The organism is Nitrospira sp., from assembly GCA_024760545.1.
Classification (GTDB): domain Bacteria; phylum Nitrospirota; class Nitrospiria; order Nitrospirales; family Nitrospiraceae; genus Nitrospira_D.
The window spans coordinates 2,703,247-2,729,704 of sequence record CP060501.1 but is presented as its reverse complement, the minus strand read 5'-3'; the positions used below and the strand labels follow the sequence as shown (position 1 = coordinate 2,729,704).

Annotated in this window: 30 protein-coding genes; 15 read left to right on the top strand and 15 right to left on the bottom strand. The window is 57.6% G+C overall.

Annotated elements, in window-relative coordinates:
- Positions 1 to 299: 299 nt before the first annotated feature.
- Positions 300 to 500, top strand: coding sequence for a dodecin domain-containing protein (locus tag H8K03_12830; protein ID UVT18705.1), 201 nt, complete (start codon positions 300 to 302; stop codon positions 498 to 500).
- 27 nt (positions 501 to 527) lie between these two features.
- Positions 528 to 1,196, top strand: coding sequence for an ABC transporter substrate-binding protein (locus H8K03_12825; GenBank protein UVT18704.1), 669 nt, complete (start codon positions 528 to 530; stop codon positions 1,194 to 1,196).
- 16 nt (positions 1,197 to 1,212) lie between these two features.
- Here H8K03_12825 and H8K03_12820 read toward each other — a convergent pair whose 3' ends face one another.
- The gene (locus tag H8K03_12820; GenBank protein ID UVT18703.1) at positions 1,213 to 2,070 is read right to left on the bottom strand and encodes a prohibitin family protein; all 858 of its coding nucleotides are present in this window, start codon (positions 2,068 to 2,070) and stop codon (positions 1,213 to 1,215) included.
- 46 nt (positions 2,071 to 2,116) lie between these two features.
- The gene (locus H8K03_12815; protein ID UVT18702.1) at positions 2,117 to 2,515 is read right to left on the bottom strand and encodes a hypothetical protein; all 399 of its coding nucleotides are present in this window, start codon (positions 2,513 to 2,515) and stop codon (positions 2,117 to 2,119) included.
- A gap of 147 nt (positions 2,516 to 2,662) precedes the next feature.
- Here H8K03_12815 and H8K03_12810 point away from each other — a divergent pair, with 147 nt between their 5' ends.
- Positions 2,663 to 2,884, top strand: a complete 222-nt coding sequence (locus H8K03_12810) for a hypothetical protein (protein ID UVT18701.1) — start codon at positions 2,663 to 2,665, stop codon at positions 2,882 to 2,884.
- A gap of 38 nt (positions 2,885 to 2,922) precedes the next feature.
- Here the strand turns inward: H8K03_12810 and H8K03_12805 are convergent, their stop codons facing one another.
- The 13 genes from H8K03_12805 to H8K03_12745 all read right to left on the bottom strand — a co-directional run bounded on the left by H8K03_12805 (position 2,923) and on the right by H8K03_12745 (position 16,767).
- Positions 2,923 to 4,029, bottom strand: coding sequence for a fructose 1,6-bisphosphatase (locus H8K03_12805; GenBank protein ID UVT18700.1), 1,107 nt, complete (start codon positions 4,027 to 4,029; stop codon positions 2,923 to 2,925).
- Between the two features lie 333 nt (positions 4,030 to 4,362).
- On the bottom strand, positions 4,363 to 5,418 hold the full coding sequence (hypE, locus tag H8K03_12800) for a hydrogenase expression/formation protein HypE (GenBank protein ID UVT18699.1): 1,056 nt from the start codon (positions 5,416 to 5,418) through the stop codon (positions 4,363 to 4,365).
- A 58-nt stretch (positions 5,419 to 5,476) separates the two neighbouring features.
- The gene (hypD, locus tag H8K03_12795) at positions 5,477 to 6,586 is read right to left on the bottom strand and encodes a hydrogenase formation protein HypD (protein ID UVT18698.1); all 1,110 of its coding nucleotides are present in this window, start codon (positions 6,584 to 6,586) and stop codon (positions 5,477 to 5,479) included.
- A 208-nt stretch (positions 6,587 to 6,794) separates the two neighbouring features.
- Entirely contained in the window at positions 6,795 to 7,730 is a 936-nt protein-coding gene (locus H8K03_12790) for a 5'-nucleotidase (GenBank protein ID UVT18697.1), read from the bottom strand.
- Positions 7,731 to 7,874: 144 nt separating this feature from the next.
- On the bottom strand, positions 7,875 to 8,123 hold the full coding sequence (locus H8K03_12785) for a HypC/HybG/HupF family hydrogenase formation chaperone (GenBank protein ID UVT18696.1): 249 nt from the start codon (positions 8,121 to 8,123) through the stop codon (positions 7,875 to 7,877).
- A gap of 1 nt (position 8,124) precedes the next feature.
- A complete protein-coding gene (gene hypF, locus H8K03_12780; protein UVT18695.1) occupies positions 8,125 to 10,509 on the bottom strand; it encodes a carbamoyltransferase HypF in 2,385 nt (794 codons plus the stop codon).
- Positions 10,506 to 10,859 carry a hydrogenase maturation nickel metallochaperone HypA gene (locus tag H8K03_12775; GenBank protein ID UVT18694.1) on the bottom strand — a complete coding sequence of 118 codons (354 nt, stop codon included), beginning with the start codon at positions 10,857 to 10,859 and terminating at the stop codon, positions 10,506 to 10,508. Before H8K03_12775 ends, hypF begins: the two co-directional genes overlap by 4 nt.
- Positions 10,852 to 11,334: a hydrogenase maturation protease gene (locus H8K03_12770; protein UVT18693.1), complete on the bottom strand. Its 483-nt coding sequence runs from the start codon at positions 11,332 to 11,334 to the stop codon at positions 10,852 to 10,854. The genes H8K03_12775 and H8K03_12770 overlap by 8 nt, the downstream gene beginning before the upstream one ends.
- Positions 11,331 to 12,641, bottom strand: a complete 1,311-nt coding sequence (locus H8K03_12765; GenBank protein UVT18692.1) for a Ni/Fe hydrogenase subunit alpha — start codon at positions 12,639 to 12,641, stop codon at positions 11,331 to 11,333. The genes H8K03_12770 and H8K03_12765 overlap by 4 nt, the downstream gene beginning before the upstream one ends.
- Positions 12,642 to 12,680: 39 nt before the next feature.
- Positions 12,681 to 13,514 (bottom strand): sulfhydrogenase subunit delta, encoded by an 834-nt coding sequence (locus H8K03_12760; GenBank protein ID UVT18691.1) that lies wholly within the window; start codon positions 13,512 to 13,514, stop codon positions 12,681 to 12,683.
- 97 nt (positions 13,515 to 13,611) lie between these two features.
- Complete coding sequence (locus H8K03_12755) at positions 13,612 to 14,445, bottom strand: FAD/NAD(P)-binding protein (protein UVT18690.1); 834 nt, start codon at positions 14,443 to 14,445, stop codon at positions 13,612 to 13,614.
- A gap of 23 nt (positions 14,446 to 14,468) precedes the next feature.
- Complete coding sequence (locus H8K03_12750; GenBank protein ID UVT18689.1) at positions 14,469 to 15,611, bottom strand: 4Fe-4S dicluster domain-containing protein; 1,143 nt, start codon at positions 15,609 to 15,611, stop codon at positions 14,469 to 14,471.
- A 928-nt stretch (positions 15,612 to 16,539) separates the two neighbouring features.
- Positions 16,540 to 16,767 (bottom strand): hypothetical protein, encoded by a 228-nt coding sequence (locus tag H8K03_12745; protein UVT18688.1) that lies wholly within the window; start codon positions 16,765 to 16,767, stop codon positions 16,540 to 16,542.
- Between the two features lie 302 nt (positions 16,768 to 17,069).
- Between H8K03_12745 and H8K03_12740 the strand changes: the two genes are divergently transcribed.
- From H8K03_12740 to H8K03_12685, 12 genes are all read left to right on the top strand, one after another.
- On the top strand, positions 17,070 to 17,543 hold the full coding sequence (locus tag H8K03_12740) for an Hsp20/alpha crystallin family protein (protein ID UVT18687.1): 474 nt from the start codon (positions 17,070 to 17,072) through the stop codon (positions 17,541 to 17,543).
- 19 nt (positions 17,544 to 17,562) lie between these two features.
- Positions 17,563 to 17,715 carry a hypothetical protein gene (locus H8K03_12735; GenBank protein ID UVT18686.1) on the top strand — a complete coding sequence of 51 codons (153 nt, stop codon included), beginning with the start codon at positions 17,563 to 17,565 and terminating at the stop codon, positions 17,713 to 17,715.
- A 32-nt stretch (positions 17,716 to 17,747) separates the two neighbouring features.
- Positions 17,748 to 18,428, top strand: a complete 681-nt coding sequence (locus H8K03_12730; protein ID UVT18685.1) for a phosphoribosyltransferase — start codon at positions 17,748 to 17,750, stop codon at positions 18,426 to 18,428.
- A 22-nt stretch (positions 18,429 to 18,450) separates the two neighbouring features.
- Positions 18,451 to 18,945, top strand: a complete 495-nt coding sequence (locus H8K03_12725; GenBank protein UVT18684.1) for an ATPase — start codon at positions 18,451 to 18,453, stop codon at positions 18,943 to 18,945.
- A 53-nt stretch (positions 18,946 to 18,998) separates the two neighbouring features.
- The gene (locus H8K03_12720) at positions 18,999 to 19,544 is read left to right on the top strand and encodes a hypothetical protein (protein UVT18683.1); all 546 of its coding nucleotides are present in this window, start codon (positions 18,999 to 19,001) and stop codon (positions 19,542 to 19,544) included.
- 23 nt (positions 19,545 to 19,567) lie between these two features.
- Complete coding sequence (locus H8K03_12715; GenBank protein ID UVT18682.1) at positions 19,568 to 20,425, top strand: universal stress protein; 858 nt, start codon at positions 19,568 to 19,570, stop codon at positions 20,423 to 20,425.
- An 11-nt stretch (positions 20,426 to 20,436) separates the two neighbouring features.
- Entirely contained in the window at positions 20,437 to 20,793 is a 357-nt protein-coding gene (locus H8K03_12710; GenBank protein UVT18681.1) for a cytochrome c, read from the top strand.
- 215 nt (positions 20,794 to 21,008) lie between these two features.
- On the top strand, positions 21,009 to 22,820 hold the full coding sequence (acsA, locus tag H8K03_12705) for an acetate--CoA ligase (protein ID UVT22472.1): 1,812 nt from the start codon (positions 21,009 to 21,011) through the stop codon (positions 22,818 to 22,820).
- A complete protein-coding gene (pdhA, locus tag H8K03_12700; protein ID UVT18680.1) occupies positions 22,817 to 23,848 on the top strand; it encodes a pyruvate dehydrogenase (acetyl-transferring) E1 component subunit alpha in 1,032 nt (343 codons plus the stop codon). Before acsA ends, pdhA begins: the two co-directional genes overlap by 4 nt.
- Positions 23,849 to 23,853: 5 nt before the next feature.
- Positions 23,854 to 24,828, top strand: a complete 975-nt coding sequence (locus H8K03_12695) for an alpha-ketoacid dehydrogenase subunit beta (GenBank protein UVT22471.1) — start codon at positions 23,854 to 23,856, stop codon at positions 24,826 to 24,828.
- Between the two features lie 52 nt (positions 24,829 to 24,880).
- Positions 24,881 to 26,047 carry a 2-oxo acid dehydrogenase subunit E2 gene (locus H8K03_12690; protein UVT18679.1) on the top strand — a complete coding sequence of 389 codons (1,167 nt, stop codon included), beginning with the start codon at positions 24,881 to 24,883 and terminating at the stop codon, positions 26,045 to 26,047.
- Positions 26,044 to 26,301, top strand: coding sequence for an acyl carrier protein (locus H8K03_12685; GenBank protein UVT18678.1), 258 nt, complete (start codon positions 26,044 to 26,046; stop codon positions 26,299 to 26,301). The genes H8K03_12690 and H8K03_12685 overlap by 4 nt, the downstream gene beginning before the upstream one ends.
- Positions 26,302 to 26,458 lie beyond the last annotated feature (157 nt).

The window sequence follows — 26,458 nt, the reverse complement described above, 5'->3', positions numbered from 1 at the left end:
GAATCGCCTTTGAGTGGGCGGCTCTAACGTTCCGCGCGAGTTCTTTCCGTAGGTCGTGCATCTCCCTTGTAGCAGAGTTCCCCAATTCCGAAATTCCTTCTTTTCTCGTCCCCTCGATAACCTCCTGAAATATCGACCCTATGCCGAATCATTGGACGATCGTTCCCTGGCGCCTACCTTGCTGATCACACAATATGGCATGCTGCTCTCGAGGCGCAGCATGCCAAGAAGGACAGGTGATTTGAAGGGGGTCATGAGTCATCAACCGCGTATGTGCGCGCCATGAAGGGAGGAATTCCATGTCAGTCGCAAAAATCATCGAGATCAGCGCCGAATCGCCCGCTAGTTTCGAGGATGCCATTGTCCAGGGAATTGCCCGAGCATCCAAAACCGTTCACGGGATCAAATCCGCGTGGGTGAAAGAGCAACATGTGGTGGTCGAGAACAACAAGGTTTCCTTATACCGAGTGGATCTGAAGGTGACGTTTGTTTTGGAGTGACGAACTTTCCAAGGAGCTTCTCATATTATGGTTCTGTGGATGAGTTGGAGGCCCGCCGCCTGGCATCTGTCGATGACGGCGCTTGCCTTGACCGTTCTCTTACCCTTCGCCTTCGCCGCTCCTCCGCAAGGGGGAGAGACGCCTATGAAAGCCGTGCGCGAAACGGTTACCGAGATTCTCGGCATCCTCGAAGATCCTGCACTGAAAGACCCGGCCAAGCGCACGGTTCGGCGTCACAAGCTGGAAGAGATCGCAGCCGCTAGGTTTGACTATGCAGAAATGTCAAAGCGAGTGTTGGGCAGTTATTGGAAACCGCTCACTGAGGAGCAGCGAAAAGAGTTCGTCGAAGTGTACAAGAGTTTCCTCTCGGACCGGTATGCAGGAAAAATCGAAGATTATACCGGACGCAAACAAGAAGCGGGCTACCTGATGGAACGGATCGAAGGATCGTACGCGGAAGTCAGGACCGAATTGCGTTCGGGGAAGTCGACCCTTCCGCTCGACTATCGCCTCTTCCTCAATGAAAACCAATGGCGTGCCTACGATATCATCATCGACGGCGTCAGCTTGGTGAGTAATTATCGAAGTCAGTTTCAAAAGATCATCCGCGAAAGTTCCTATGAGGAGTTGATTAACAAATTGCGCGAACGATCCGTTACACCGGACACGAAGAGCAAACCTCGACCGGCCGGTTAGTGAACCAAGATGACTCCTATCGCGATTGATCGGCACCAGGGCTGATAATCAGCGGAACATTGAGCTTCTCCGGCACGATGATCGTCTTGGAATTGGGGCTTTCATACAATTTGAACTGCAAGTAGTCACGCGTCAGGGTTTTGGTGATGATCTCCTGCGCCTGGGACTGTCCCATGGCGCGGATCCTCATGCTGTCGGCTTCGCCTTCCGCGCGAATCTTCAATGAATCACCTTCGCCTTTGGCCTGAATCCGTGCAATCTCGGCATTGCGTTGCGCAATCACGACCTCGAAGTCCTTCTGCTCTTTTTCCTGCTCTTTCGCCTGCTTTTGTTCGATGGCCCTCAACACCATCTGTGAAAATTCCATTTCCGAGAGCGCCACGTTGTAGACATCCAGATGGCGACCTTTCAATGCTTCGACCACGACGGCTTCGATCTTGTTCCCGATTTCGCTGCTACGCTCGGGAAGCGTAACCATGGTGTAGTTTGCGACAACCCCTCGCACGGCCGACAACAATTGCGGTTGAACCAGCTGCTTGTACCAATCAGGCCCCACTTCCTGAGCCAGAAAATAGATCTCCTCGGGCATTGGGCGCATCGTGATTGCGGCATAGACGGTGACTGGAAGATCATCTGCAGTCAGCGCATCCACCTTCTCCTTGAAGCTCTTCAATCTGGTGTCGAACACGAGGACGTCATTCCAGGGCGCGCGCCAGTAGAATCCTTCCTTGAGCGGTTCCTTCATCAGTCCGCTCGTGAGGGGGTACCACCGCAGCCCTCGACTTCCCGGATTCACCGTATTACTGCAGCCCTGGAGAATCATCACGATCGGGATCAGTACGAACAGTAGACGGGCTGTGAATGACACTTTCATACATCCCTCCTCTTCTCGCGTCGTGCATTCCGGCAAACTTCGTGATCTACGGGGCAGCCGCGGGCCGTTGCCTGTGGCGTTCCACATCCGCATGCGCCTGGGCAACTCGTTCCAATTCCTGTGCGATCTGCTCATAGTAGTGCGCCAATGACCGCGCACCGGAGACCAGGTCAGCATCAGGCCCAAAGAGTGCCTCATAACGCGCCGCAGCCGTGGCTTGCGCATGGGCTTTCTCCCGCATCGTAACGGCTTGATTCCGGTAATAGTTCGCAATGGCCTCCTGATCATGGATGGGATCGTAGGAGTTCAGATCGAGAGATTCGTATGACGCGCAGCCGCCGATCCCAACAAGGCAGAACAGCAGCAGGCTCCGTCCTATCGAGGCAATCGCCTGATCGCCATGACTGGCTCTCTTTTCACATCTACGGGCGAATGTGGGGATCATCAGTGTCAGGCTTTTCCATCAGAATCCACAGCCACATGGACCTTCCGGAACTGAACGCGTGAGCTGAACGCCTGCGGTGATTGTACTACATGGAATGCTCCCGACAACTGGCTCTCCATGGCGACGGCAACAGGAGCCAGCGATCCCATGGATTGTATGGAGATCGTACAAGGTCTGGCGCATGCCAGCGCCATCCCCATCGTGAAGGTGTTCCTCAAGAAGCCACAGTCACGCATGAAGCCGCCATCGGACAGCACGGACAAAAAAGAATTGGAAACCTTGCCGGTCCGTGGGCTCACGCCGAAGCAAACGGTGGAAATGATCGTGAGCGAATTCTGCGGTGACCGATCGTTTCGCTCAACTTCATGACTCCACGGCCTTACCCCGAAGACTTTGGTCATCCGTGATCACGAATCGGTGCGCACGCGGAATCGCGGTTCAAGAGCCTTAAGGTTTTCCATGATGCCGGTATACTCCAATTCCGCCATGGGCAGCATGGCCGCACCGAAGAAACCTTGGTGTCGCATGCCGATGGCTTTGTCGGCTACCGTGTCGCGTACGCGGTTCCAGAATGGATGAGTAAACGGGTCCACAGGTTCGGTGAACCGTCCTTCGTGCATGGCGAAGGCGGCGCACGTGATCACCGGTGGACCATCAAAGTAGCTGATGCCGGACTGAAGCGGGACTGGCATCAAGGGCATCTGATGGGAGCCGCGCATGCCACCGGCCACATAAGGACCGACCGCATAGGGCGCCAAGACCTCGCCCGTGGCGGGGAAATCCTTCTGTACCCGCACCAACAACACCGGGTCATCCTTGCCGGTGTACTTCCCGGCGATGTTATGCAACCGTGAGGTGGAGGCCACCACGGCTTGTTCGCCGCTGGCGGCTGACCAGACCGATTCCACCACGTACCGTTCGGTGTCCCGCAATAGCGCGGCGATTTCGTACAATTCTTTTGGGGCCTGGAGCTCAATGAGCCGATCACCTTCAGTATGATTCACGTCCATGATGACGAAGCGAAAGCCTTGCGCCATATTGGGCGCCAGGATCAAACCCGGTGTGTTCATGGGATCGGCGAAGGCCAGATACAGCGGTAGATTAAAGGCCCCGGGATCGGTCTTGTCGGCCGCGAAAAACAGGAAGGGCTCATTCGGCCGCTCGTTGAATTCCATCTCCGCCACGGCCGGTCCCATTCCGCGCACGTTGCCCGAAAACGCGTCTTTCAACAAATCCTGACCGGCACCGTACAACCCCTGCCGTTTGGCTATCTCGGTCCCGGCAAGGAAGGCATCCCACGCCAGTTTGTGGACGGTTTCGTGTCCGGCGCCGTGCCTGTGGCTCATTAGGATCGCAATGTCGTCGCCGGTGCTGCTGACGTAATGGTCAATCAACAGCGAGGAGCCATGCTGGGCAATATAACTCCGAACGGTTTCCAGCAGTTGCTGCGAGGGACAGATGTGGCCACCGATAGAACCGATGTCGGCTTTGATGATACTCAGGGTGACTTTCATAGGAGGATCTCCATAGTTGGGCTTAGCTTGCGTCGTTTCATAACTCAAGCGTTTGGGCCTAAGAAATAGCGATTCTCCTCGCGTGGAGGATGATGGAACGCAGTTCTTACCTGAACATGAAGTGAGCAATCCCGATGCCACAGCGGTCATGGACGAATCTCTCGTACATCCCATGGTCGGGTCATAGAGATACGAAGCACGGGCAACAGATCAGGCAGTCAGTTGGGGTAGGTGTCTACAGAGAAGTGAGGCACGGTGAGGCAAGACGCGACAGTAGATGAGACATGACGCCTTGCACCAAATAACGACCGATCGTCTTTCGCGCCGTCCGGCTCAACAAATTCGCGGCAGTTGCTCGCCGGATAACAGATCGAGGACACGATGCGTGCCTACCACGGTTCGCAGAACGACCAGCGGAGGATCTCGATCCGTCATCATGCCGATGTGAGCTGGCTGGTTCGCCACTTCGTGCCGGCGCATGACGGCCAGCGCGGCTTCGACCTGCTGCGCCGGCACCATCGCAACAAAGCGTCCTTCATTCGCCACGTACAATGGATCAAGGCCAAGCAGTTCGCAGGCTCCCCGCACGGGTTCCTGCACAGGAATGGCGGCCTCTTCAACCACCATGCCGACCTTCGCCGCTGTGGCCAGTTCGTTCAAGGCACTGGCCAGCCCGCCACGAGTGAGGTCGCGCAGGCAATGGATTTCAATGCCGCTTTGGATCAGATCACTGACTATGTGATGCAACGGGGCTGAATCGCTTTCGACCTTGCCATCGAACGTCAGTCCTTCCCGTACGCTGAGTACTGCCACCCCATGGGAACCGAGATGACCGCTCACAAGAATCGCATCATCAGGTTGTATCGACGTGGGCAACACGCGGACACCGGCCGGCACCACACCAACGCCGGCGGTGTTGATGAAAATCCCATCGCCCTTGCCGCGATCCACGACCTTCGTATCGCCGGTGACGATCGGCACACCTGCAGTTCTCGCTGCCTCGGCCATCGAGTTCACGACTCGCCGCAGCACCTCCATGCTGAGCCCCTCCTCCAGGATGAATCCCGCGCTCAGATACAAAGGCTTGGCCCCGCACATGGCCAGATCATTGATCGTGCCGTTCACCGCCAAGCTCCCGATGTCGCCGCCCGGGAAAAACAGCGGACGAACCACATAGGAATCAGTGGTGAAGGCGAGGGTGCCTTTCTCCACAGGCCAGATTGCACCATCGTGCAGGGAGTCCAGCATGGGATTATGAAAGGCCCGCATGAATACGCCTTGAATCAACTCCTGCATGAGCCGACCGCCCCCGCCATGTGCAAGTTGCACGGTTTTCGTTGCCGAGATCGGCAACGGACAGGCCGGTTCAAATGATTTGCTCTGAGTCATGCGTTATCTCCGGTATCCTGTGAAGCGTCGTTCGTATCTCGTCAGACCGCTTCACGCGTCACGCGTCACGCGTTGCGTGGCTGCGGTATCGATAATAGGCGGCACAGGCCCCTTCGCTCGAAACCATTGGCGCTCCTAACGGCTGTTCCGGTGTGCAACGAATCCCGAAGGCTGGGCAGTCCGGCGGCTTGAGCAAACCCTGGAGCACCAGCCCACTCCGGCATTCCGGATCCTCCACGCCATCTGCGAGCTGCGCAAGGTCCGGCTGGAACTTCAGCTCGGCATTGTAGGTATTGTAGGAAGATTTGAGGCGCAGGCCACTCGCTGGAATCTCGCCGATACCGCGCCAGATCCGAGACGCCGGTTCGAACACTCGATCGACGACGGACTTGGCCTGTTGATTCCCTTCACGACTGACCGACCGCACATACTGATTCTCGACCTCGACTCGTCCCTCTTCCAACTGACTGACCAACATCGCGATGCCTTCAAGCACATCGAGCGGCTCGAACCCGGTCACCACGATCGGGACTCGATACCGTTGTGCGATGGCTTCGTACTCCTCATAGCCCATCACGGTGCAGACATGGCCTGCAGCAAGAAAGCCTTGAATTCGATTCTGTGGCGACGCCAGGATCGCCTCCATCGCCGGGGGCACCAACACATGGGCGATCAACAGGCTGAAGTTGGTAATACCCGCCTGCTTCGCTTGCGTGACCGCCATGGCCCAGGCCGGGGCAGTCGTTTCAAATCCCACAGCGAAACAGACGACGTCGCGATCTGGGTTGTTGCGTGCCAGCTCGAGCGCATCCAATGGCGAATAGATAATCCGGATATCTCCCCCTGCCGCCTTCACGCCAAAGAGGTCACCACGGGAACCGGGAACTCGCAACATGTCGCCGAACGAACAGAAGATCACTCCAGGCAACGACGCGAGGCAGACAGCTCGGTCGATGAGGGATACCGACGTCACACAAACCGGACAGCCCGGTCCATGGACGAGCGTGAGGTTCGGTGGCAACAGGCTATCGAGGCCGAAGCGTACGATCGCGTGGGTCTGTCCGCCGCAGACTTCCATGATCGACCAAGGCCGCCGCACCGTCTTTTTGATCCGCTCCGCCAGCGCGGTCGCCACGGCGCGATTGCGAAATTCATCCACGTACTTCATGGCAATGATCCCCCGCAACCCCATTGCTCGACATCATTTCCACGATCATGTGAAGACCGATCGGGGTCTATGTGGAAACAGCCGACCTCGAAGAAGGGGCGAAACATCGGTACTCCTCCCTGTGGATCCGGTGCCATCGGAGCGACCGCAGCCAACCCGCGACCCCGCACTTGCTCCTGACTGTGCAGCTGTCGGGTGCCGTCGCCTATTAGGCGCCGTTAGTAGCACGTCTGTTCTTGATTCCAAATGGTACATGAACCATGGCACCGTACTGCGTGCCGGCTTCTAGGTGCGCGACTTGATCATCGAAGAACATGTGTGGCTTGAATGCCTGGACAATTCGTGTCTTGTCAATGCCGCCGAGGAAGAATGTCTCGTCCGGTTGCACATTCCATTGCCGAAATGTGGTCACAACTCGCTCGTGCGATGGGGCGTTCCGCGCCGTGATAACCGCAATCCTTACAGACGGCGTCGATCCAGGCTTGTCGCAAACCGCAACCTTGCTTTGTAACGCGGCGAGTCCCTGAAACAACCTGTGGAGGGGCCCCGGTTTGTGCGGAATGTCCGCCTGAGCAACCTCTGCGGCGTGGAATGCTTTGATGTCACCGGTGATGTGGTAGACCGCCTCCGCTGAGTCATCCGCGAGTACCGCATCAAAGTCGAAGGCGACTCGCAATTCCTTGTCCGATAGATCGTCTTCGAACGGCGACCCGAGAACCAGACCTGCTGCACGGTCGGCGGCGATCGCCTCCTGCACGTTCGCGGGGTTTCCCGAAAGCAAAAGACTGGCGTTGAAGGACTCCATGTATGTGTGCGGTGATTTCCCGTTTAGAAAGGCACCACGAGAGATGTCGAGAGCATGGTACTTGATGCTGTTGAATACTCGGAGGTCTGTGTCCGGGTCGTTGTGCGACAAAAGGACGACCTCCACAGGGTGATCAGATGAGCTGCTATTAAGAGAGAGCAGGCGTCGCACGAAGGGGAACGCCACACCTGGAGAAAACGATTCGCTCTCGTGATCTCGTTGATAGGCGCGGTATTCGGTGAGCCCCCGCTCCCGAAATATTCGATCAGACTCCGTCAAGTCAAAGAGGGCACTTGACGCCACGGCCACGACGAGCTTGCTCTCAATGGGATATGCCATGGCGTCTCGCCCGCCTGACTAAAGTCTAGGCCGACCCACCTAGGATCCGGATGTGTCGTTTTCTGTCCGCATAACCCGCCACTGACTCTTCCGAGGATAACGCCATAATCGCTGGCGTTTCAATGAACACTCCATGCCCAACCCTCAACCATCAGTTGCATCTGACGAGCCTGAAGCCGCCAGGTCGGCGTAAGTCTCCAACGTGCGCCGCGCGGCTGCCTCATCCAGTTTGCTGATAGCAAACCCGACATGGACGATGACATAGTCGCCGACCATTGCTTCCGGCACCAGTGCTAATGAGATGGACTTCGTGATGCCGCCGAACGACACCGTGGCCGTGCGAAGCGCATCATCTTCGATATTCAGAACTTGTCCCGGAACCGCAAGACACATTCTAGGCGCGACCTTTCTCGTTCAATGTCATCCGGTGCGCCGCCACCACCGCTTGCCCAAGTGAGAGCCCTCCGTCATTGGGCGGAACCAGCGCATGACTATAAACAGTGAAACCCGCTTCCTCCAACCGTTGTCTGACAAGCGACAGGAGAAGACGATTCTGGAAGCAGCCTCCGGTCAGGACGACGCGAGGCAGACCGGCTGCTTCGGCCACGCGAACAGCGCCCTCAGCGAGGCCAGCATGAAACCGGGCGGCAATCTGCCCACGACGGCGGCCCTTGCGAAGGTCATCGAGCACGGCACGGATCATGGGGCGCCAATCGATCAGCCACTTGGCATCGGGACTCTGACTGGACGCCACATCCATCGTATAGCCTTCCACCCTCATTCCGCCTGCATCTTCCTCCTCTGCGGCAAACTGGACCGCCATCGCCGCCTGCCCCTCAAAGGACGCCTGAGAGCACAGACCCGTGAGCGATGCCAGGGCGTCGAACAATCGCCCCATGCTCGTCGTCCACGGTGAGGCGACGCCTGATCGGAGCAGACTTGCCCATTGCGTACGCTGATGGTCCGTCACCTTCCAAGAGGGAAGATCCTGCGCCAGCATCTGCTCCCCCATGCACTCCCACACCACGGCTGCGGCAGATCGGCTGGGCTCCCTCATCGCGGCTTCTCCACCCACCAACCGAAACGGTTTGAGCGAAGCGAAGCGAGTGAACTGCCGATGACTTGTGATCAAGAATTCTCCGCCCCAGACTTGACCGTCCACGCCATAGCCGGCTCCGTCCCAAGCGATGCCCAGCACTTCGCCGTCAAGCCGATGTTCTGCCATGCAGGAGGCGACGTGGGCATGATGGTGTTGTACGGGTATTAACGGCACGGACAGGGCTTCACTTACGGTTCGTGCGAAGATCGTCGACCGATAGTCCGGATGTAGATCACAGGCAATAGCCTGAGGGGTCACCTGTAGCAATCGCTGTAGATCTTCGATCGCCTGCCGGAAGGCTCTGTCCGCCTCGACGGTAGAAAGGTCACCGAGGTGCTGACTCAGCACGACACGGTTGCCTGTGAGCATGGCCACGGTATTCTTGAGATGCCCACCCACGGCAAGCACCGGACTCCGAACTCCATTCGCAGAGCCATCCGTCCAGCTGATCGCGTGAGGCACATAACCTCGTGCTCGACGGAGAATGACCACATCCGCCCGTGGGCTTTCCGCCTGCCCGGTACCCTCCGCCTCGAATCTTCTGGACACCACCAGCGCCACTGAATCATCGACCGGCCTTGCGATCGGCCTATCATGCACAAGGAGCGCGTCGGCGATCCCTTTCAGCCGAATCAACGCCTCCTGCTCATCAGTCACAATCGGTTCTTCGGATCGATTGCCGCTCGTGGCCACCATTGGGCGCTGCAGCGATGCCGTCAAGAGATGATGGATCGGCGTCGCAGGCAACATTACGCCGAGATAGGGATTGCCCGGCGCCACGGCCTCGGCGAGGGCTGTGTCTTGCCGCTTCTGCACAAGGACAATCGGCGCTTGCGGCGAGCGAAGCAACGCCTCTTCCTCTGCAGACAACAGGCAAAAACCCCTGACCGCATCGATGGAAGGAAACATCAGGGCGAAAGGCTTCTCAGGCCGTCGTTTTCGATCTCGAACTCGCCGGACGGCCTCTTCTGATGCCGCATCGACCCAGAGCTGAAACCCGCCCAATCCTTTCACTGCGACAATGAGTCCTTGATCGAGCATGGCTTGAGTCCGCCGCAAGGCATCCTCGTCCTCTGCGACCTCCCGACCCTGCTCATCCCACAAGCACAGGCGAGGACCACAAATAGAGCAGGCGATCGGCTCCGCGTGAAAGCGTCGATCTGATTCTGTGGAATACTCCGTGCGACAGCCGGAGCAGAGTTCGAATCCATCCATGGTGGTATTGGATCGCTCGTAAGGAATCGCCGTGAGCAGGCTGTAGCGCGGGCCGCATTGTGTGCAGGTGAGGAACGGATACCTATAACGACGGTCGGACGGATCCGCAAGCTCACGCCGGCAGTCCGCGCAGGTAGCCAGATCGGGTGGGATGACAAGGGTGCGTTGACCCGACTCAGTGCTCGGGACGATTGAAAAGTTTGCCTCGTCGACCACCGAAATGGTGCGAGTGTTCATCGCCTCGACGAAGGCCGAGGCCGGCGCGTCGGTCTTCAGCCGTCGAAGAAATGATTCGATGACCAAGAGGTCCCCTTCCACTTCAATCAGCACGCCAATTCTTGTGTTCTTAACCCACCCGGTCAGCCCCAGCTCACGTGCCAACCTATAGACGAACGGGCGAAATCCCACACCTTGCACCGTTCCTTCCACATTGACCTGCATACGCTGAGCAAAGGCCTTTCTCATTCCCGTACCACCAATTCGTGGAGTACCACTTCCGGCTCTGCCGGTGCTCCGATCATCGGCCCCTCGCAAGCCGAACAAACATCGTCCGATCTTGTGACCGTCGACTCTCGATTGCAACGAGGACACCAGGCGTTTCCTGGGACAGGAATGATCTCCAATGCCGCGCCCTCGGCCTGTGTGCCGCGGGCAGCCACCACAAACGCCGTCTGCAACGCGGAATGATCATGAGCCAGCAGGTGCGACAGCGCGCTGACTTTCAGTCGTACGGCAGATAGCTTGGCATCTGTTGTTTCACCCAGCTTGGCTTCGACGGCCTTCACGATCTGCGTCATCAGATGGAGTTCATGCATAATGCGCTTCGCACTCTTGAATGACCTGGTCCACGACCTGGTCCACCGCTTTGGCCACCGGTGACGACAGCGGTTGTCCTGCTTCCGTGTTGCCTGCTTCAATCCCGTACACGATAACCTTGGGAGGAAGGACGCCCATGGCGCGGGCCAGCTCCAGCGCATCTACCATACCGATGGCGTGGCTGGAGCGAGGAAATATTTGACAACCGATCGGGCCGGCCGAGGCATCAAGTCGGTGGACGGTGCCCGAAGCTTGTCCGCTACGCGCAGCATCGATGAGAATCACGGCGTACGCGCTCTTCATCAACTCTATGAGGTCAACCCCCGCCATCTCGGCTTCAATCACTTCGGCACGGCCGCCTATTATTTGACGAACTTGGCGGGCCGCCAGAAGACCAGCGGCGTCGTCCCCTCTCAAGCCATTCCCAAGGCCGATGACTCGAATTAAGGAGGAAGGAGGCCTGTCATTTTTCACGTGCTGCTCTCCCGCCGGATATCCAGATTCAGAAAGTGGGTCGCGCAGGAAATACACGGATCGTAGCAGCGAATGACTCGCTCGCAAGCCAGCGCTGCCTCTTTATCGGGAAGGTGCAACAGGCGCGGCATGAACAGGCGCAAGTCCTGTTCGATGCGAAATTGGTTCTGAGAGGTCGGAGGAACGATCTTCGCGTCACGGACCACACCGTCACCATCCACCTCGTACCGATGATAGAGGATTCCTCTGGGCGCTTCCGTGCAAGCCATACCGGTACCCGACCGAACAGCAACCGGTAGTGCCGCTAAGGGCGGGGTCTCATACCGTTCGATGAGCCGCAACGATTCCTCCAGCGCGTAGAGGATTTCGACGGACCGAGCGATGATCCCGTGAAACGGATTGCGCAGGGGCAGCGCGATCCGCCTGTCTGTCAGGACCTGCTTGGCCAGCGGCGTGAGATGATCGTGATTCAAGTTCAGACGTGCCAGCGGGCCGACCAGATAGGGCGAACCTTGCACTGTGCAGTGGAGGGCGTTGGAATAGGCCACCTGATGCTCGACAAAATGTTGTTCGAACTCGGTGGCTGAGATCTGCAGCACAGTCGACGCGACAATCTGCCCTTCATTGAGCGGATACTCATCGGGGTGGCGGAGTGCGACATAATTGTAGTCCGGCGCAAAGTCGGGATATTCGAAATCTGCCACCCAGCGCACAGTGTCCACCGCCGCATCGCGCGCCCAGAGCAGCTCATCTTTCAACCCCTCCAGCTCGCGCCGCAGCGGCACTCGGGAGAACCCCCCGACCTTCACGGAGACCGGATGCACTGACCGGCCACCGAGCAACGTCATGATCGCATTGCCGGCTTTCTTGAGCCGTAAGCCTCGAGGCACCACGGCCGCATGGTCCTTCGCCATCGCAATGGCACTATCGTACCCGAGAAAGTCCGGCGCCTGGAGCAGATAGACGTGCAGTGCATGGCTTTCGATCCACTCGCCGCAGTAGATGAGCCGGCGCAGGTCGCGCAGCGCCCCCTCGACGCGAAGACCGAAAATCTGTTCGAGTGCGTGGACCGCGCTCATCTGGTACGCGATCGGGCAGATCCCGCAGATGCGCGCGACAATATCAGGCACCTCTTCATAATGCCGCCCTCTCAAGAAGGCCTCGAAAAACCTCGGCGGCTCGAAAATCCTGAGCTCCACGTCTTGGACGGTTTCGTCTTTCACCGTGACACGGAGTGCGCCTTCACCTTCTACGCGCGCCACCATGTCGACGGCGATGGTTCTCGTCTGCGCTGTTTTTTCGGGCATCAAGTCCTCAACGCTCGCACGTTAGGTAGGCCTTATGCGTCATGTCTTGCTCTCCCAGAGATCGCTCTCCGCACGGAAAGGCAATACATAGCCGTTGATGCCACGAAATCGCCGCATGACCTCGACTGGGATCAGTTGCAGTTCGCCATGGAAGTGCTTCGCGAGCGAGGCCGTGTTGGGTGGAAGGCCTGGTCCTTTTCGCGCGCCTTCGCTGGGTCCGAAGCAGCCGTAACAGTCTCGACCCATGCTGGGACAGATCGCTCCACAGCCTGTCCGTGTCACCGGCCCAAGGCACGGTATCCCCCTCGCGACCAGCACACAGACATTTCCTCGCCGCTTGCACTCCAGACACACACTATCGGCAGGTAAACGAGGCTGAACTCCCGCCACGAGATCCGTGACGATGCGCAGGAGCTGGCCTTTATCGATCGGGCAGCCCCATAGTTCGAAGTCCACATGGACATGTTCCGAGATGGGAGTGGACGTACTGAGGCTCTGAATATATTCCGGACTAGGATAAACGGTCCGCTTGAACGCTTCGACATCGGCCCAGTTACGCAACGCCTGAATGCCGCCGGCCGTTGCGCAAGCCCCAATCGTGATCAACACGTTTGCCTGCTTGCGCACGGACAGAATGCGATGCGCATCTTCCGCCGTGGTGATTGATCCTTCCACCAGGGCGATATCGTATGGGCCTGGCTTCATGTCGCTGGAAGCCTCAGGGAAATAGGCAATATCCAGCGCCTGCCCCACGGCAAGCAGGTCCTCCTCAAGATTGAGAATACTGAGTTGGCACCCGTCGCAAGAGGCGAATTTGAATACCGCCAAGCTTGGCCGCCGCCGCTCATTGACGTCTTTCGATTGATCCAACATTCTCTCCCTTTAGAACTGTTGGTGACGCGTATCTCGGAAGAAATTATCCATACTCCGCTTCAGCGAAGATTAGACCGCTGCGAGATACGCCTCACGCTTATACTCCCGTCCGTCCCAGCCACTGTGCTGCACGGTCGTACCGCATGACCGGCCCATCTTTGCACAGAAAGTACGGACCCATCTGACAATGGCCGCACAGGCCGATCCCACACTCCATGTGCCGTTCCAGCGAGACATAAAAGGCAGTCTCGGGAATGCCCCGACGGACAAGGATCGGCACACCTAAGCGCATCATGATCTCTGGTCCGCACATCATCACGATGCTCTTCGCCGGATCGATCGACACCAGCTCGAACAGCTCCGTCACCACGCCGATGTGATAACTCCAGGTCTTGTCCGGCTGGTCGCTGGTCAACAACACTTCGGTATCGGGAGCACGGCGCCATTCATCGAACCGGTCGCGATAGAGGAGATCGTGCGGCGTCTTGACCCCATGCAAGATCTTGACTGATCCATATTGCGTTCGCCGCCGGAAGATATACTCAATCGCCCCGACCACCGGAGCGCATCCTAGGCCGCCGGTCACGAACACCACGTTGCGCCCGCGGGCTTCTTCCACCGGCCAACCCTGTCCAAACGGGCCGCGAATGCCCAAGACATCACCGACCTGTAGATCAGCGATCGCATTCGTAACTCGCCCGACGGTGCGGATCGTATGATCCAGGAACCGCGGCTCATCCGGGTCCGAAACGATGGAAATCGCCACCTCGCCGACTCCGAACAGATAGACCATATTGAACTGGCCCGCGTTGAATCGAAACTGCCGCCGCGCTTGCTCGTCAACAAGCTGCAAACGGTAGGTATTGATGTCTTCGGCTTCTCGTATCTTTTTTACGATCGTCGCCGGATTGATGACATAAGGATTGGTCATTGGATTACTCTTCGGCGCGCCGGCTACGTACCTTCTACCTGTTGGCTAGTGACCGACGACAGGGTACCCGGTGTCAGCAACGCCGGCAACTCCTCGGTCAAATCGATCCCGACCGGACACCACGTGATGCATCGGCCGCAGCCGACACAGCCGGACATGCCGAATTGATCGATCCAGGAGGCGAGCTTATGTGTCAACCACATCCGATAGCGATCTTTGATCGTCGGACGAATGTTCTTGCCGTGGATGAAGCCGTGCTCCTGAGTGAAGCAGGAATCCCACAATCTGGCATGCGCGGTCTGTTGATGCGAGAGGTCCGGAGTCTCCTCGATTGCATGGCAAAAGCAGGTCGGGCAGACCATCGTGCAATTCGTGCAGGCAAGACACCGTCCCGCGACCTTATCCCATCGTGGATGCTCATGGGCATCGTAGAGGGCTTGCGGTAAGCGTGAGTGATCCAGCCGTCGGACTTGACTATGCCCGCAAGCATCCACGCGCGTCGCGGCTTCATCGATCAACTGTGATGAGGCAGCAGACAAGAGGAGGCCAGAAAGAAGATCGGACCCGGCATCACTGCCGGCTTCGATCAGCAGCATGTCGTCCACTTCAGTCAAAGCGAGATCGAAGCTGTGCTTGGCACAAGGACCGGTCTCCATTGATGCACAAAAACAGGTCGCAAGTGCTCTCGTGCAGTTCACGGCGATTACGAAGAGCCCTTCACGACGACTCGCATAGTAAGGGTCTCGATACGAGTCATGTAAGAAAATCCGATCTTGGATGGCTAGACCGGCGAGATCGCAAGCGCGAGCCCCAATGACTGCCACTTTCTCCGTGTGAGGAAGTATCGGACGAGCGTCGAATTCCCGATTGCTCCGCTCAATCTGTAAGAGAGGTTCCCTTGGCGCAAAGACGAAAGGCTTCAGCGATTGCGGTCCATGAACAACACCGAAGATTTCGTTGGAACCGGTCTGTTCCAACCGATAGCGGCCCGGTTCCTGCTGATCCCGCCAGCCGTTCGGCAGTTCCGACGCCAGCCTGATCGTATCCCAGACAACGGACCCATCTCGAACGGTAGGCCCGACAACTCGATACCCCTTCGCGCTCAAGACGTCGAGCAATCGTTGGAGATCAGCTCTTGGCAGGGTGCCACATGTCTCACTGGCCATTGCACGACACCTATCCCAGCTCACTCCGCGACAGGCAGGATAATCCTTTTCACCGCCATCGTACGAACTCTCTTCCTTCCGTGCAAGGCGGGAAATCAGGCATGTACGGCTACACTTTGACGCACACGAGCGGTTCCAGCTTGGCCACCTTCCTCGCCAATCGGAGCGTTTCCGTGAGCTTCCCTCAGATGCTCGCTGCCAGGCGTATGGTCTCTGCCAAACTCAGTGATCGAGCAAACGGCGATTGATTATGTGGAAAGGGGGGTTATCTTGTAATTGAGCGGAGGCCTCGGTGAGAGGAACAGTCAAGAAGATGAGGTCGAGTGCTGGGGCGGTGAGCAGGCCCACCGAAGGTGGGAAGCCTAAAACCCCTCCAAGACCCCACAAGTAGAAACGAGCTCTCTAGACCCGGCTCCGCTCCCGTTTTATTTCCCCTTTGACCTTCCCCGAACAGATGTAATCCACGAGGTATTGTTGACGTCTTTTGGAGACCTATTTGTTGGGACGCTGAGGGCTTGAAACAAGCTCTTCCCCTGTACGAACACATGTGAAAAAATGGCCCGCCCTTGTGTGGAACCACGGGGGGCCGTTCTCTGACCGGAATCACGTTCGGCACTCCTTCACTCGCTTAAGGCCGATTGCCCCGCGCCTCACTCTCTTACAGCTCGCATCCACAGCCATGCCTAGTGGCACCGACGACTGATAGCGCGTCCCTTGAACCTTGACCCCGCTTTGGAAACAGCGCCCGCGCCCCCTCTGCACGCGGGCTACACACGAGCCGGTCAAATACCTGAGGCTGACGACCTCTCTAGGCTCACCCCACCTCCTTCACTTCCTAGGTAGGTGTGATTTCATTGAAATCAAGACAGGCAAGATGCCTCATCCCCAACTGCCTATCCCAGAATAGGACATCAGGAAACCCGGGCAGCTAGTTCAGACATGCCTTTCCTTTTCCGGCAAACAGTTTGTCGGCCTCTCCGCTCCCAAGGTCTCTCCGGCGATGGGCAAGAATCACCGGATCCACTCGCTCGCCACAGCTGACACAGTGCCAATCGAACGAACCGATTTCGAACACTTTCTCCGGCACCATGAGACCGCCGCAGCGGTAGCAGTGATCATTCTGAATGTTCTTCGTCCCCGCAATACTCTTGGTCATATAGATCCCTCCTGGTCTGCTAAGAGCCGACAGTGCAGAAAAGGATTCACCAGCGGAAGTAACTCAACCTTGTTTCAGCATTTATGTTCGTTAGCTGTTGTTGAAAGAGGCAACAGCCCCGTAGAGACCACTGCCCCCTAATGCTACAGAATTCTCTCCTTTTCGGCCGGGCTGAAATCTACCTGTGACTGCAACACCGCATTTTCATTAGACCCTTTGAGGACACCTTGAACACTGGCACTGTCAATGCACCAGCATCGGAGTAGGCATCTGAGCTTAAATTACACAAGGAGGCAATGGTCATGAGCGGATTGACACGATGGGAACCGACGACGCGTTGGAACCCATTCAAAGAAATTGAAGAGATGGAGAAACGACTTTCAAGCTTCTTCGGTCGTTCACCGGTTGCCACCGGCGGCGATAAGAACGAGGCCATCACCGTCGCGGAGTGGTCGCCGTTGGTGGACATCTCCGAAGATGACAAGGAGTACCTTATCAAGGCCGAAATTCCAGAAATGAAGAAAGAAGACATCAAGTTGAATGTGCATGACGATGTCCTGACCATCACGGGAGAACGAAAGTACGAGAAGGAAGAGAAGAACAAGAAATATCACCGAGTCGAGCGCGCCTATGGAAGCTTCGTACGGAGCTTTACCCTACCGGAGGATGCGGACGGCACCAAAGTTGGGGCGGAGTATAAGGACGGCGTGCTCAAGATTCATCTCCCGAAGTCTGAAAAGGTCAAACCCAAGGCGATCGAAGTCAAGGTGACCTGACCGCGAAAAGGAGGGCGCCATGTTTCGCCATCCTCGCTATCTCGAAATTCCCTGGGCAATCCATGGGGAGCAGAGAGACGCAGGGCAGCGCCACCATCTGCTGCTCATGGTTATTCTGATCCTGATGGCCATGTTCTTGATCGGAGTCGGCGTGATAAGCGGCCTTACATAGAACTGGGATCCTAACCGGCAGAAAGGAAGGCGGTGACGTTCAAGAATCGCGAAGAGGCAGGCCGGCAACTTGTTGACCGACTGATTCAATACCGTGATGACCCGACGGCTCTTATCCTGTCGCTCCCACGAGGAGGGGTAGCCGTCGGATATCAGTTAAGCTTGGGGTTGCATCTTCCATTGGACGTCTTCATCGCCAGAAAGCTGGCATGGCCGGATAACCCGGAGTATGCATTGGGCGCGGTGGGTGAAACAGGGACGGTCTATTTGAACCCTGAAGCAACAACCGCATTTAATCTCTCTCCGACGGATCTCCAGACGCTTGTTCAAACGCAGCAGCAGGAGATCGCTCGACGGCAGAGTCTCTATCGCCAGGGCTGGCGTCTCCCTACGGTGACCGACCGCGTGGTCATTCTCGTGGATGACGGCATCGCCACCGGATCCACATTCTTTGCATCCGTTCAGTCCATCAGACACTTCAAACCGCGCCGCCTGATTGGGGCCATTCCGGTCGGCCCGGTGGAAACCATCCAGGAAGCCCGTACACAAGTGGACGAACTGGTGGTGCTTACCACACCGGACCCGTTCTGGGCCGTGGGCAATCACTATATCGACTTTACCCAAGTCAGCGACCATGATGTGGTGCAGTATTTAAACCTGGCGGAATCGTCGCTGTTGGAATGGAAAATGCGGACACATTCTTCAACCGGCTGACCGCCACGATAAGGGAGTACGCATGACCGCGAAAACGAAGGCAGGCTTGGGGGCTCGACACGACCGGACCGTCCAGGAGTATCAGCACGACACCTATAAACTGCGTGGGAAACTCAAGGAGCCCACAGTCTGTATCGACTGCGGGGCTCTGTATCATAAGGGACGGTGGACTTGGGGCGCGAAGCCGGCAGACGCCGATGAAATCAGTTGCCCTGCCTGCATGCGAATCCGAGACAAGTATCCCAAAGGTTTAGTCACGCTTAAAGGCAGTTTCAAGGACATGCAACATGAACAAGTCATCGGCCTGGTGAAGAATGCGGAGGAAAGAGAAAACAGGGAACACCCTCTGTCTCGAATCATGTCGATCGAAACTGAACCCGAAGGCCTCGTTATTTCCACGACCGACACTCATTTGCCCAGACGCATCGGCGAGGCCTTGAAGCATGCACATCACGGTGAGCTGGAGCTGCGTTACGATCAAGGTGAGGAGTTCGTGCGGGTCACATGGACGAGATGAAATTCAAGGCATCCTCCTGACCCTGACGGATTTGATTTCAGAAGGAGGCTTGGTTGAGTATACGAGCTGGAGTCGCATCGACCATCACCCCTCTCATTCTCGCAATCATCTTTTGTGCCGGTATCGGGACGGTAGGAGCGAAGATCGTCGTCCCCTCCGGCTCGGTGATCGAAGTCGACACGGCGACAACCAATACGATTGTCGCGGCCTTTGAGCAGGCCGAGCAGGCGATCAAATCCCACGACCTCGTAGGGGTCATGGCCTTCTATTCCTCTCAATACAACTACCACGGGCTCAAGAAGGACGATCTTCATAAAATCTGGAAAGACCTCTTTGACGAGTATCAGGAGATCGCGAGCACTCATCTCTTCACCAAGATGGTGAAAGTCGGATCCGGGCGAGACGCCGTGCTGGAAGTCACTTGTACAGGGCATTTATGGGCCAGATCGAAGACCAGCGGTTTGTACGTCCCCATCGACAGCTGGCACGAAGAAGTGCATTCTCTCGTTCTCGAAGAGGGGGCTGTGCGCATTCGCGGGAATCTCGGGGAGTCTCCGCGCGTGCTTCCGTTTGGGACCGCGCCACATCCGTTGTTTTGACCGTCGCCTGAACGAGGCTTTACGTGAGAGTCGTCATCGGGGTTGATTGGTCGGATCGGGCTTTTGCCGCTGTTACGCAGACGTTCCACCTCTATCATCCAACGGATGTCACGCTGGTCCATGGCGTTGACTTGGGGATCTTGGAACATCCCGTCGTGGCAGAAGCGGGCAACGTGCAAGGGTATGATGGCTTTCGCAGCGCCATGGTCGATGCGGGACGCCAGGTGCTGGAGCGCGCTGCCGCCACGATACCGACCAAGGTCGAATCGGTCCGGAAGATCAATGAAATCGGAAGTCCCGCTCAACTCATTCTTGACAGTGCTAAGAACCTCTCAGCCGATCTGATCGTTGTCGGTGCGCGCGGGCGAAGCCGCCTTTCGGAGGTGATCCTCGGAAGCGTGTCCCATCGAGTGCTCATGCACGGCTTCCACCCGACGTTGATCGTAAGAGGCGCTGCGCGCAAGGTGCAGCGGGTCCTCATTGCGATTGAGAGCCGAGAGGACGCCGATCGAATGGTGAAATGGTTAACGCAGCATCCCTTCGTCGATCCTGCAGAACTCTGCGTATTCCATGCCGTCGTTCCGATCGGAGTGGACGACCCCTATGACGCGCTGGGAACGAGGCCATGGTGGGAGGGCTTGGAGCGCTATGCGGACGAACTCGTCAAATCGACCGCCGCCAAGCTCTTGAACCCCCACGTTACGGTTCATACAAAAGTCGCCACCGGGGATCCTGCAGCGACGATCGAACAGGAGGCGAAGGCCATGGATCTCGTGGTCGTGACTTCCCATGGACGCAAGGGCCTCTCCCGCTTCCTCCTGGGGAGCGTCTCCCACGCCGTTGTTCATCACGTGACGTGTCCAGTACTGGTTCTACGATGAAAGGATCGAAGATGAAAACGCTGACCCTCGCGATAATACTCATGTCCGCCGTGACCACCGCCGTTTTTGCTCAAGTGATCCGAGGGGATTCAAAAGCCGGCCACGCGGTGTATGAACAGCAGTGCCTCCGTTGCCACGGTGCTCAACTAGATGGGAGTGGGCCGGACAGCCAAGACCTCATCGTCAGGCCGGCCAATCTCCGGTCGCACATCACTCGCGCCAAAACCGATTGGGAATTACTCGTGGCGATTTCAAACGGCGTCTTGTTCAGCCCGATGCACAGTTTTCGCGGCAAACTGACGGATCAACAAATGCTGGATGTGCTGTCCTACATCCGATCCGTATCACCGCCCGATATCAGCAGCTAACACGAGGGGTGTCTGCCACCATACAACCCCACAGGTTTCATCGCAGCTTCACCCCTGCACCCCGCGAGATGAGAGGAGTGTCCCTTGTATTGGCGCAATTCTCCACCCTTACCCGCACATGCCTGATGACTTCTGTCCCACACATGATCTAATTCGCGTGCCGTTTTTCGATTCGGACCCTTCGATTCATGAGCGGATTTCCTATTCCCTGCTCAATGCTCAGTGGTCTCTACCTTGCACTTCCTTGCTCGGAGGATCTATCAGTGGCTTGGCCGACGATCATCAAGTCCTGCGGAGAGTCGGGCACGATTCCGAATCTCCAAGACTACGAAGCCGTCCGTTCGCATTTCTCCTGGGAACAGGCCAGGCAGGACTTGGATGGGCTTCCTCGTAGGCAAGGACTCAATATCGCGCATGAAGCGGTTGATCGCCATGCCACTGGAATTCGTGGCTCCCACCTGGCCATCCGATGGTTGGGGAAGAACGGAGCCGTTGACGACTACTCCTACCGACGACTGTATGAGCTGACGAATCGCTTCGCCAACGTCCTCCGGCAATTAGGTGTGAACACGGGTGACCGCGTGTTCGTACTGGCGGGCAGGATTCCTGAACTCTACATTGCCGCACTCGGAACCTTTAAGAACCGGAGCGTGTTCTGCCCCCTGTTTTCTGCATTCGGTCCTGAACCGATCCGGTCACGGCTCACCATCGGCGGGGCGAAGGTGCTGGTAACCACCAACACGCTTTATCAACGGAAGGTTGCCGCAATCCGTGCGGCCGTACCCAGTCTCGAGCATATCGTGCTCATCGGAGAAGATCGTCAACCGACTGCCATCAGCGGCACGCATGACTTGAGCGTCCTCATGCAGCAAGCAAGTCCCGAATTCCCGATCGAGCCCACGGACCCGGAAGATATCGCCCTGCTCCACTTTACGAGCGGCACGACCGGCACACCGAAGGGCGCGATTCACGTGCATCAGGCCGTGGTCGCTCACCATATGACCGGCAAATACGCCCTGGATTTTCACCAGGATGATGTGTTCTGGTGCACGGCGGATCCCGGTTGGGTCACCGGAACGTCGTACGGCATCATCGCGCCGCTGACGAACGGCATCACCAGCATCGTAGACGAAGCGGAGTTCGATGCCCAACGCTGGTATGGCATCCTGCAGGATCAGCAGGTCTCGATCTGGTACACGGCCCCGACGGCGATTCGTATGATGATGAAGGGCGGCAAGGAGTTGGTCCGCAAGTACGACCTCCGCCGACTTCGTTTCCTCGCTAGCGTGGGCGAGCCCCTCAACCCCGAAGCGGTCGCGTGGGGACGAGAGGCGTTCGGCCACCCATTTCACGACAACTGGTGGCAGACTGAAACCGGCGGCATCATGATCGCCAACTACGCCGCGATGGACATCCGTCCTGGTTCGATGGGTCGCCCCCTTCCCGGTATCGATGCGGCGATCATCCGACGAACCGACAGCGGGGTGGAGATCGTGGAGGATCCTAACGCCCAGGGAGAACTGGCATTGAGACCTGGCTGGCCGTCTATGTTCCGTGGGTACTGGAACGAACCGGAGCGGTATAAGAAATGTTTCGCGGGAGGCTGGTACCTCACCGGAGATCTCGCGAAACGTGATGGGGACGGTTATTTCTGGTTTGTCGGCCGCGCGGACGATGTGATCAAGACCTCCGGCCACCTCATCGGACCGTTCGAAGTGGAAAGCGTGTTGATCGAACACAAGGCCGTGGCGGAGGTCGGTGTGATCGGCAAACCGGATCCGGTAGCGATGGAAGTCGTCAAAGCCTTCGTGTCGCTGAAGGATGGCTACGAGCCCAGTGAAGAGCTGCGTCGCGAACTGCTCGGCTTCGCGCGTGCCCGTCTCGGTGCCGTTGTGGCTCCCAAAGAAGTTACCTTCTTGCCGACACTGCCTAAGACGCGTAGCGGCAAGATCATGCGGCGATTGCTCAAAGCCCGCGAGTTGGGACTCCCGGAAGGCGATACGTCGACGTTGGAGGCCGGTTCATGACGCCGTCGATAGACCGAGACCATGGCCTGGAACTACTTCGGCACATGCTCCGTATTCGCCGATTCGAGGAGAAGACGGCGGAGCTGTACAGCCTCGGTAAGATCCGTGGCTTTCTTCACCTCTATATAGGAGAGGAAGGGGTGGCCGCGGGCGCCATGCCGGTCTTCACTCCTGACGATGCGATCGTCGGCACCTATCGCGAGCACGGCCACGCGTTGATACGCGGCACTCCGATGGGACCACTGATGGCGGAACTCTACGGAAAAGCGAATGGCTGTGCGAGGGGACGCGGTGGGTCTATGCATTTTTTCGACGCAGCACGGCGATTCTACGGTGGCCTCGCGATTGTTGCAGGCGGGTTGCCTGTCGCCGTTGGGCTGGCGCTGGCCGACAAGATGCAAAACCGTCCACTGGTAACGGCCTGCATCTTCGGCGATGGCGCTGTAGCGGAAGGCGAGTTCCATGAGTCCCTGAACCTTGCGGCCCTCTGGAAGCTCCCAGTCCTCTTCCTGTGCGAAAACAACCTGTACGCAATGGGCACCGCATTGGTACGACATCAAGCTCAAACCGACATCGCCAAGAAGGCCGACGCCTATGCAATCCCGGCCCAGGCGGTGGACGGCATGGATGTGCTTGCAGTGGAATCGGCCACCAAACATGCCACGGATTTCGTACGCCAAGGCCACGGCCCCTACCTGATCGAATATCGGACCTATCGATTCCGTGCCCACTCCATGTATGACGCGGAACTGTATCGCACCAAGGATGAAGTCGCCCAATGGAAACAGCGGGATCCTATCGCGTCATTCGAGCAACACCTGCGCGCGAAGGGGTTGCTGCACAATGTCGATATCGAGAGGATCGAATCGGCCGTCGCGGCTGAAATCACCGACGCAGTGGCGTTTGCAGAGGCCGGAGAGTGGGAACCGGTCGAGGATCTCGCTAAAGACGTGTATTCGCCCGCGAGCAGCTCCAGCGGTCGGCGCAAGGACCAACAGCCGTTCGCTGAAGGCCGACGGCCAATATGACTGACATGATCAAGATGACGTACAGAGAAGCCGTTCGAGCCGGACTCCGTGAGGCGTTACAGATCGACCCGCGCGTGTTTCTCATGGGCGAAGACGTCGGCAAGTACGGCGGTACCTATGCCTGCAGCAAAGGGTTCCTGGAAGAATTTGGGCCGGAGCGTATCCGCGATACACCGCTCTCAGAATCCACCTTCGTCGGTGCCGGCATCGGAGCCGCCCTCGGGGGCATGAGGCCGATTGTGGAAGTGATGACGGTGAACTTCAGCCTCCTGGCCCTTGATCAGATCGTGAACAATGCCGCTACGATTCGTCACATGTCTGGGGGACAGTTCAGTATTCCGCTCGTGGTGCGCATGGCCACCGGAGCCGGCCGCCAAGTGGCCGCCCAGCATTCCCATAGTCTGGAAGGCTGGTATGCCCACATCCCCGGCATCACGGTCCTCACTCCCGCGACCGTGACCGACGCAAGAGGCATGTTGCTGACGGCCTTGAAGGAACCGGACCCGGTCTTCATTTTTGAACATGCCTATCTGTACCCCATGGAAGGAGAGCTCGACGAAGGCGCGCTGCCTGTCGACATTTCGAGGGCGGCTGTGCGCCGGCAAGGAAAGGACGTGAGCCTGATCACGTTCGGCGGCTCGCTGTGGAAGGCGCTGCAGGCAGCCGAGACGCTTGCCGGAGTAGGCATCGAGGCAGAGGTCATCGATCTCCGTGTGCTGCGGCCTCTCGACCAGGGGACGATGCTCGCTTCCATCAAGAAGACCCATCGAGCCGTCGTCATCGACGAAGGGTGGCGCACGGGGAGTTTCGCCGCAGAGATCAGCGCACAGATCATGGAGGGAGGCTTCTATGATCTTGATGGCCCCGTGATTCGCGTGTGCAGCGCCGAAGTCCCGATCCCTTATCCGAAACATTTGGAAGACGCGGCGCTGCCACAGCCAGAGAACATTGTCAGCGCTGTGCGTAATCTCATAGGGTGACGTATGTACATTTCTCTTTTTCGCCTCTCGTCGCTCGTCATAGGTCCTAACCATGGCTGACTTTGTGATGCCGACGTTGGGCTCAGACATGACCGAGGGCACGTTGGTCGAATGGAAGAAGAAGGTCGGCGACCGGGTGACCAAAGGCGAGATCATTGCCGAAGTGGATACAGAAAAGTCCGCTATCGAAATCGAGTCGTTCTATACCGGCATCATTCAAGCGCTCATCACAGAGCCCGGCGAAAAGGTTCCTGTCGGCACGGTCATGGCCATCATTCGCGAAGAAGGGAAACCAGGGGGTCCGGTAGAAGCGAAGGCCGACGCCAAGCCCGTGAAGGAGTCACCGCGTTCCTCAGTACGTGAAGGGGTCATCCCCTCACGGCCTGAGTCAGGCCGATTGCGCATCTCACCAGCTGCCAAACAGCTCGCGGCAGAACTTCGTGTTGATCCTTCGGCCCTGAAAGGCACCGGCCCTGGTGGCGCCGTCACCCTCGACGATGTCCGCGCTGCCGCAGCAGTGCCGCCAAACGAACCACCTGCCGTAGCAATCGACCGCCGGACACGGATGCGAGAGACCATCGCCGCCGCCATGGCTCGATCGAAACGAGAGATTCCCCATTATTATCTGAGCACCATCATCGACATGGGGCGAGCCATGACCTGGCTCAAGGAAGAAAACCTCAAACGCCCGGTGACGGATCGCCTCCTCTATGGTGTCTTGTTGATTAAGGCCGTGGCCTTGGCGCTTCGGCAGGTACCGGAATTGAACGCCCTTTGGAAAGAAGGTGGGGTCGTTCAAAGCCCGGACATCCATGTGGGTGTGGCGGTGTCTCTGCGGCAAGGCGGCCTCGTCGCGCCGGCCATTCACCATACTGACAAGCTGAGTCTTGGCGAGTTGATGACACAGTTTCAAGACCTGGTGAAACGGGCCCGTGCCGGCACCTTACGGAGTTCGGAATTCTCCGATCCGACGATCACGGTCACGAGCCTCGGCGAGCAGGGAGTAGAGACGGTGTTCGGGGTCATCTATCCACCGCAGGTCGCCCTAGTGGGTTTCGGAAAAGCTGTGGAACGCCCGTGGATTGTCGAGGGGCAGGTGGTCTCGAGACCAGTGGTAACGGCAAGCCTCTCTGCAGACCATCGCGTGACCGATGGCCACCGAGGAGGGGTGTTTCTTTCGGCCGTCGATCGATTGTTGCAGGAGCCCGGACAGCTATGAGCAAGCCGCTCACGCCGGACGAAATCAGACAGACAGTCCTTCGTCTGCTTAGCGAGATCGCGCCGGAGGCGGATCTGTCCGTTGTGAAGCCGGATATCAGCCTCCGTGATCAGCTGGACATCGATTCGATGGACTTCTTGAATTTCGTCATCATGATCCACAAAACCTTTGGTGTGGAGATCGCGGAAGCTGACTATCCGAAGTATGGCACACTCAATGGTTGTGTGGAGCAGCTGTCCGGCAAGCATGTGTGAGAACTCCTCCTGCCTTACCTTCACTCAGACTATTCTTCACGTTCTCGTCGGAACGATTGCAGACGCTCATCACACTTTCTAACGAGGTCTCGTTCATCACGGATTCCGCGGGACAGTGACAGATCGCGGACCTTGGATGTGCCGTCGTATCTTAGAA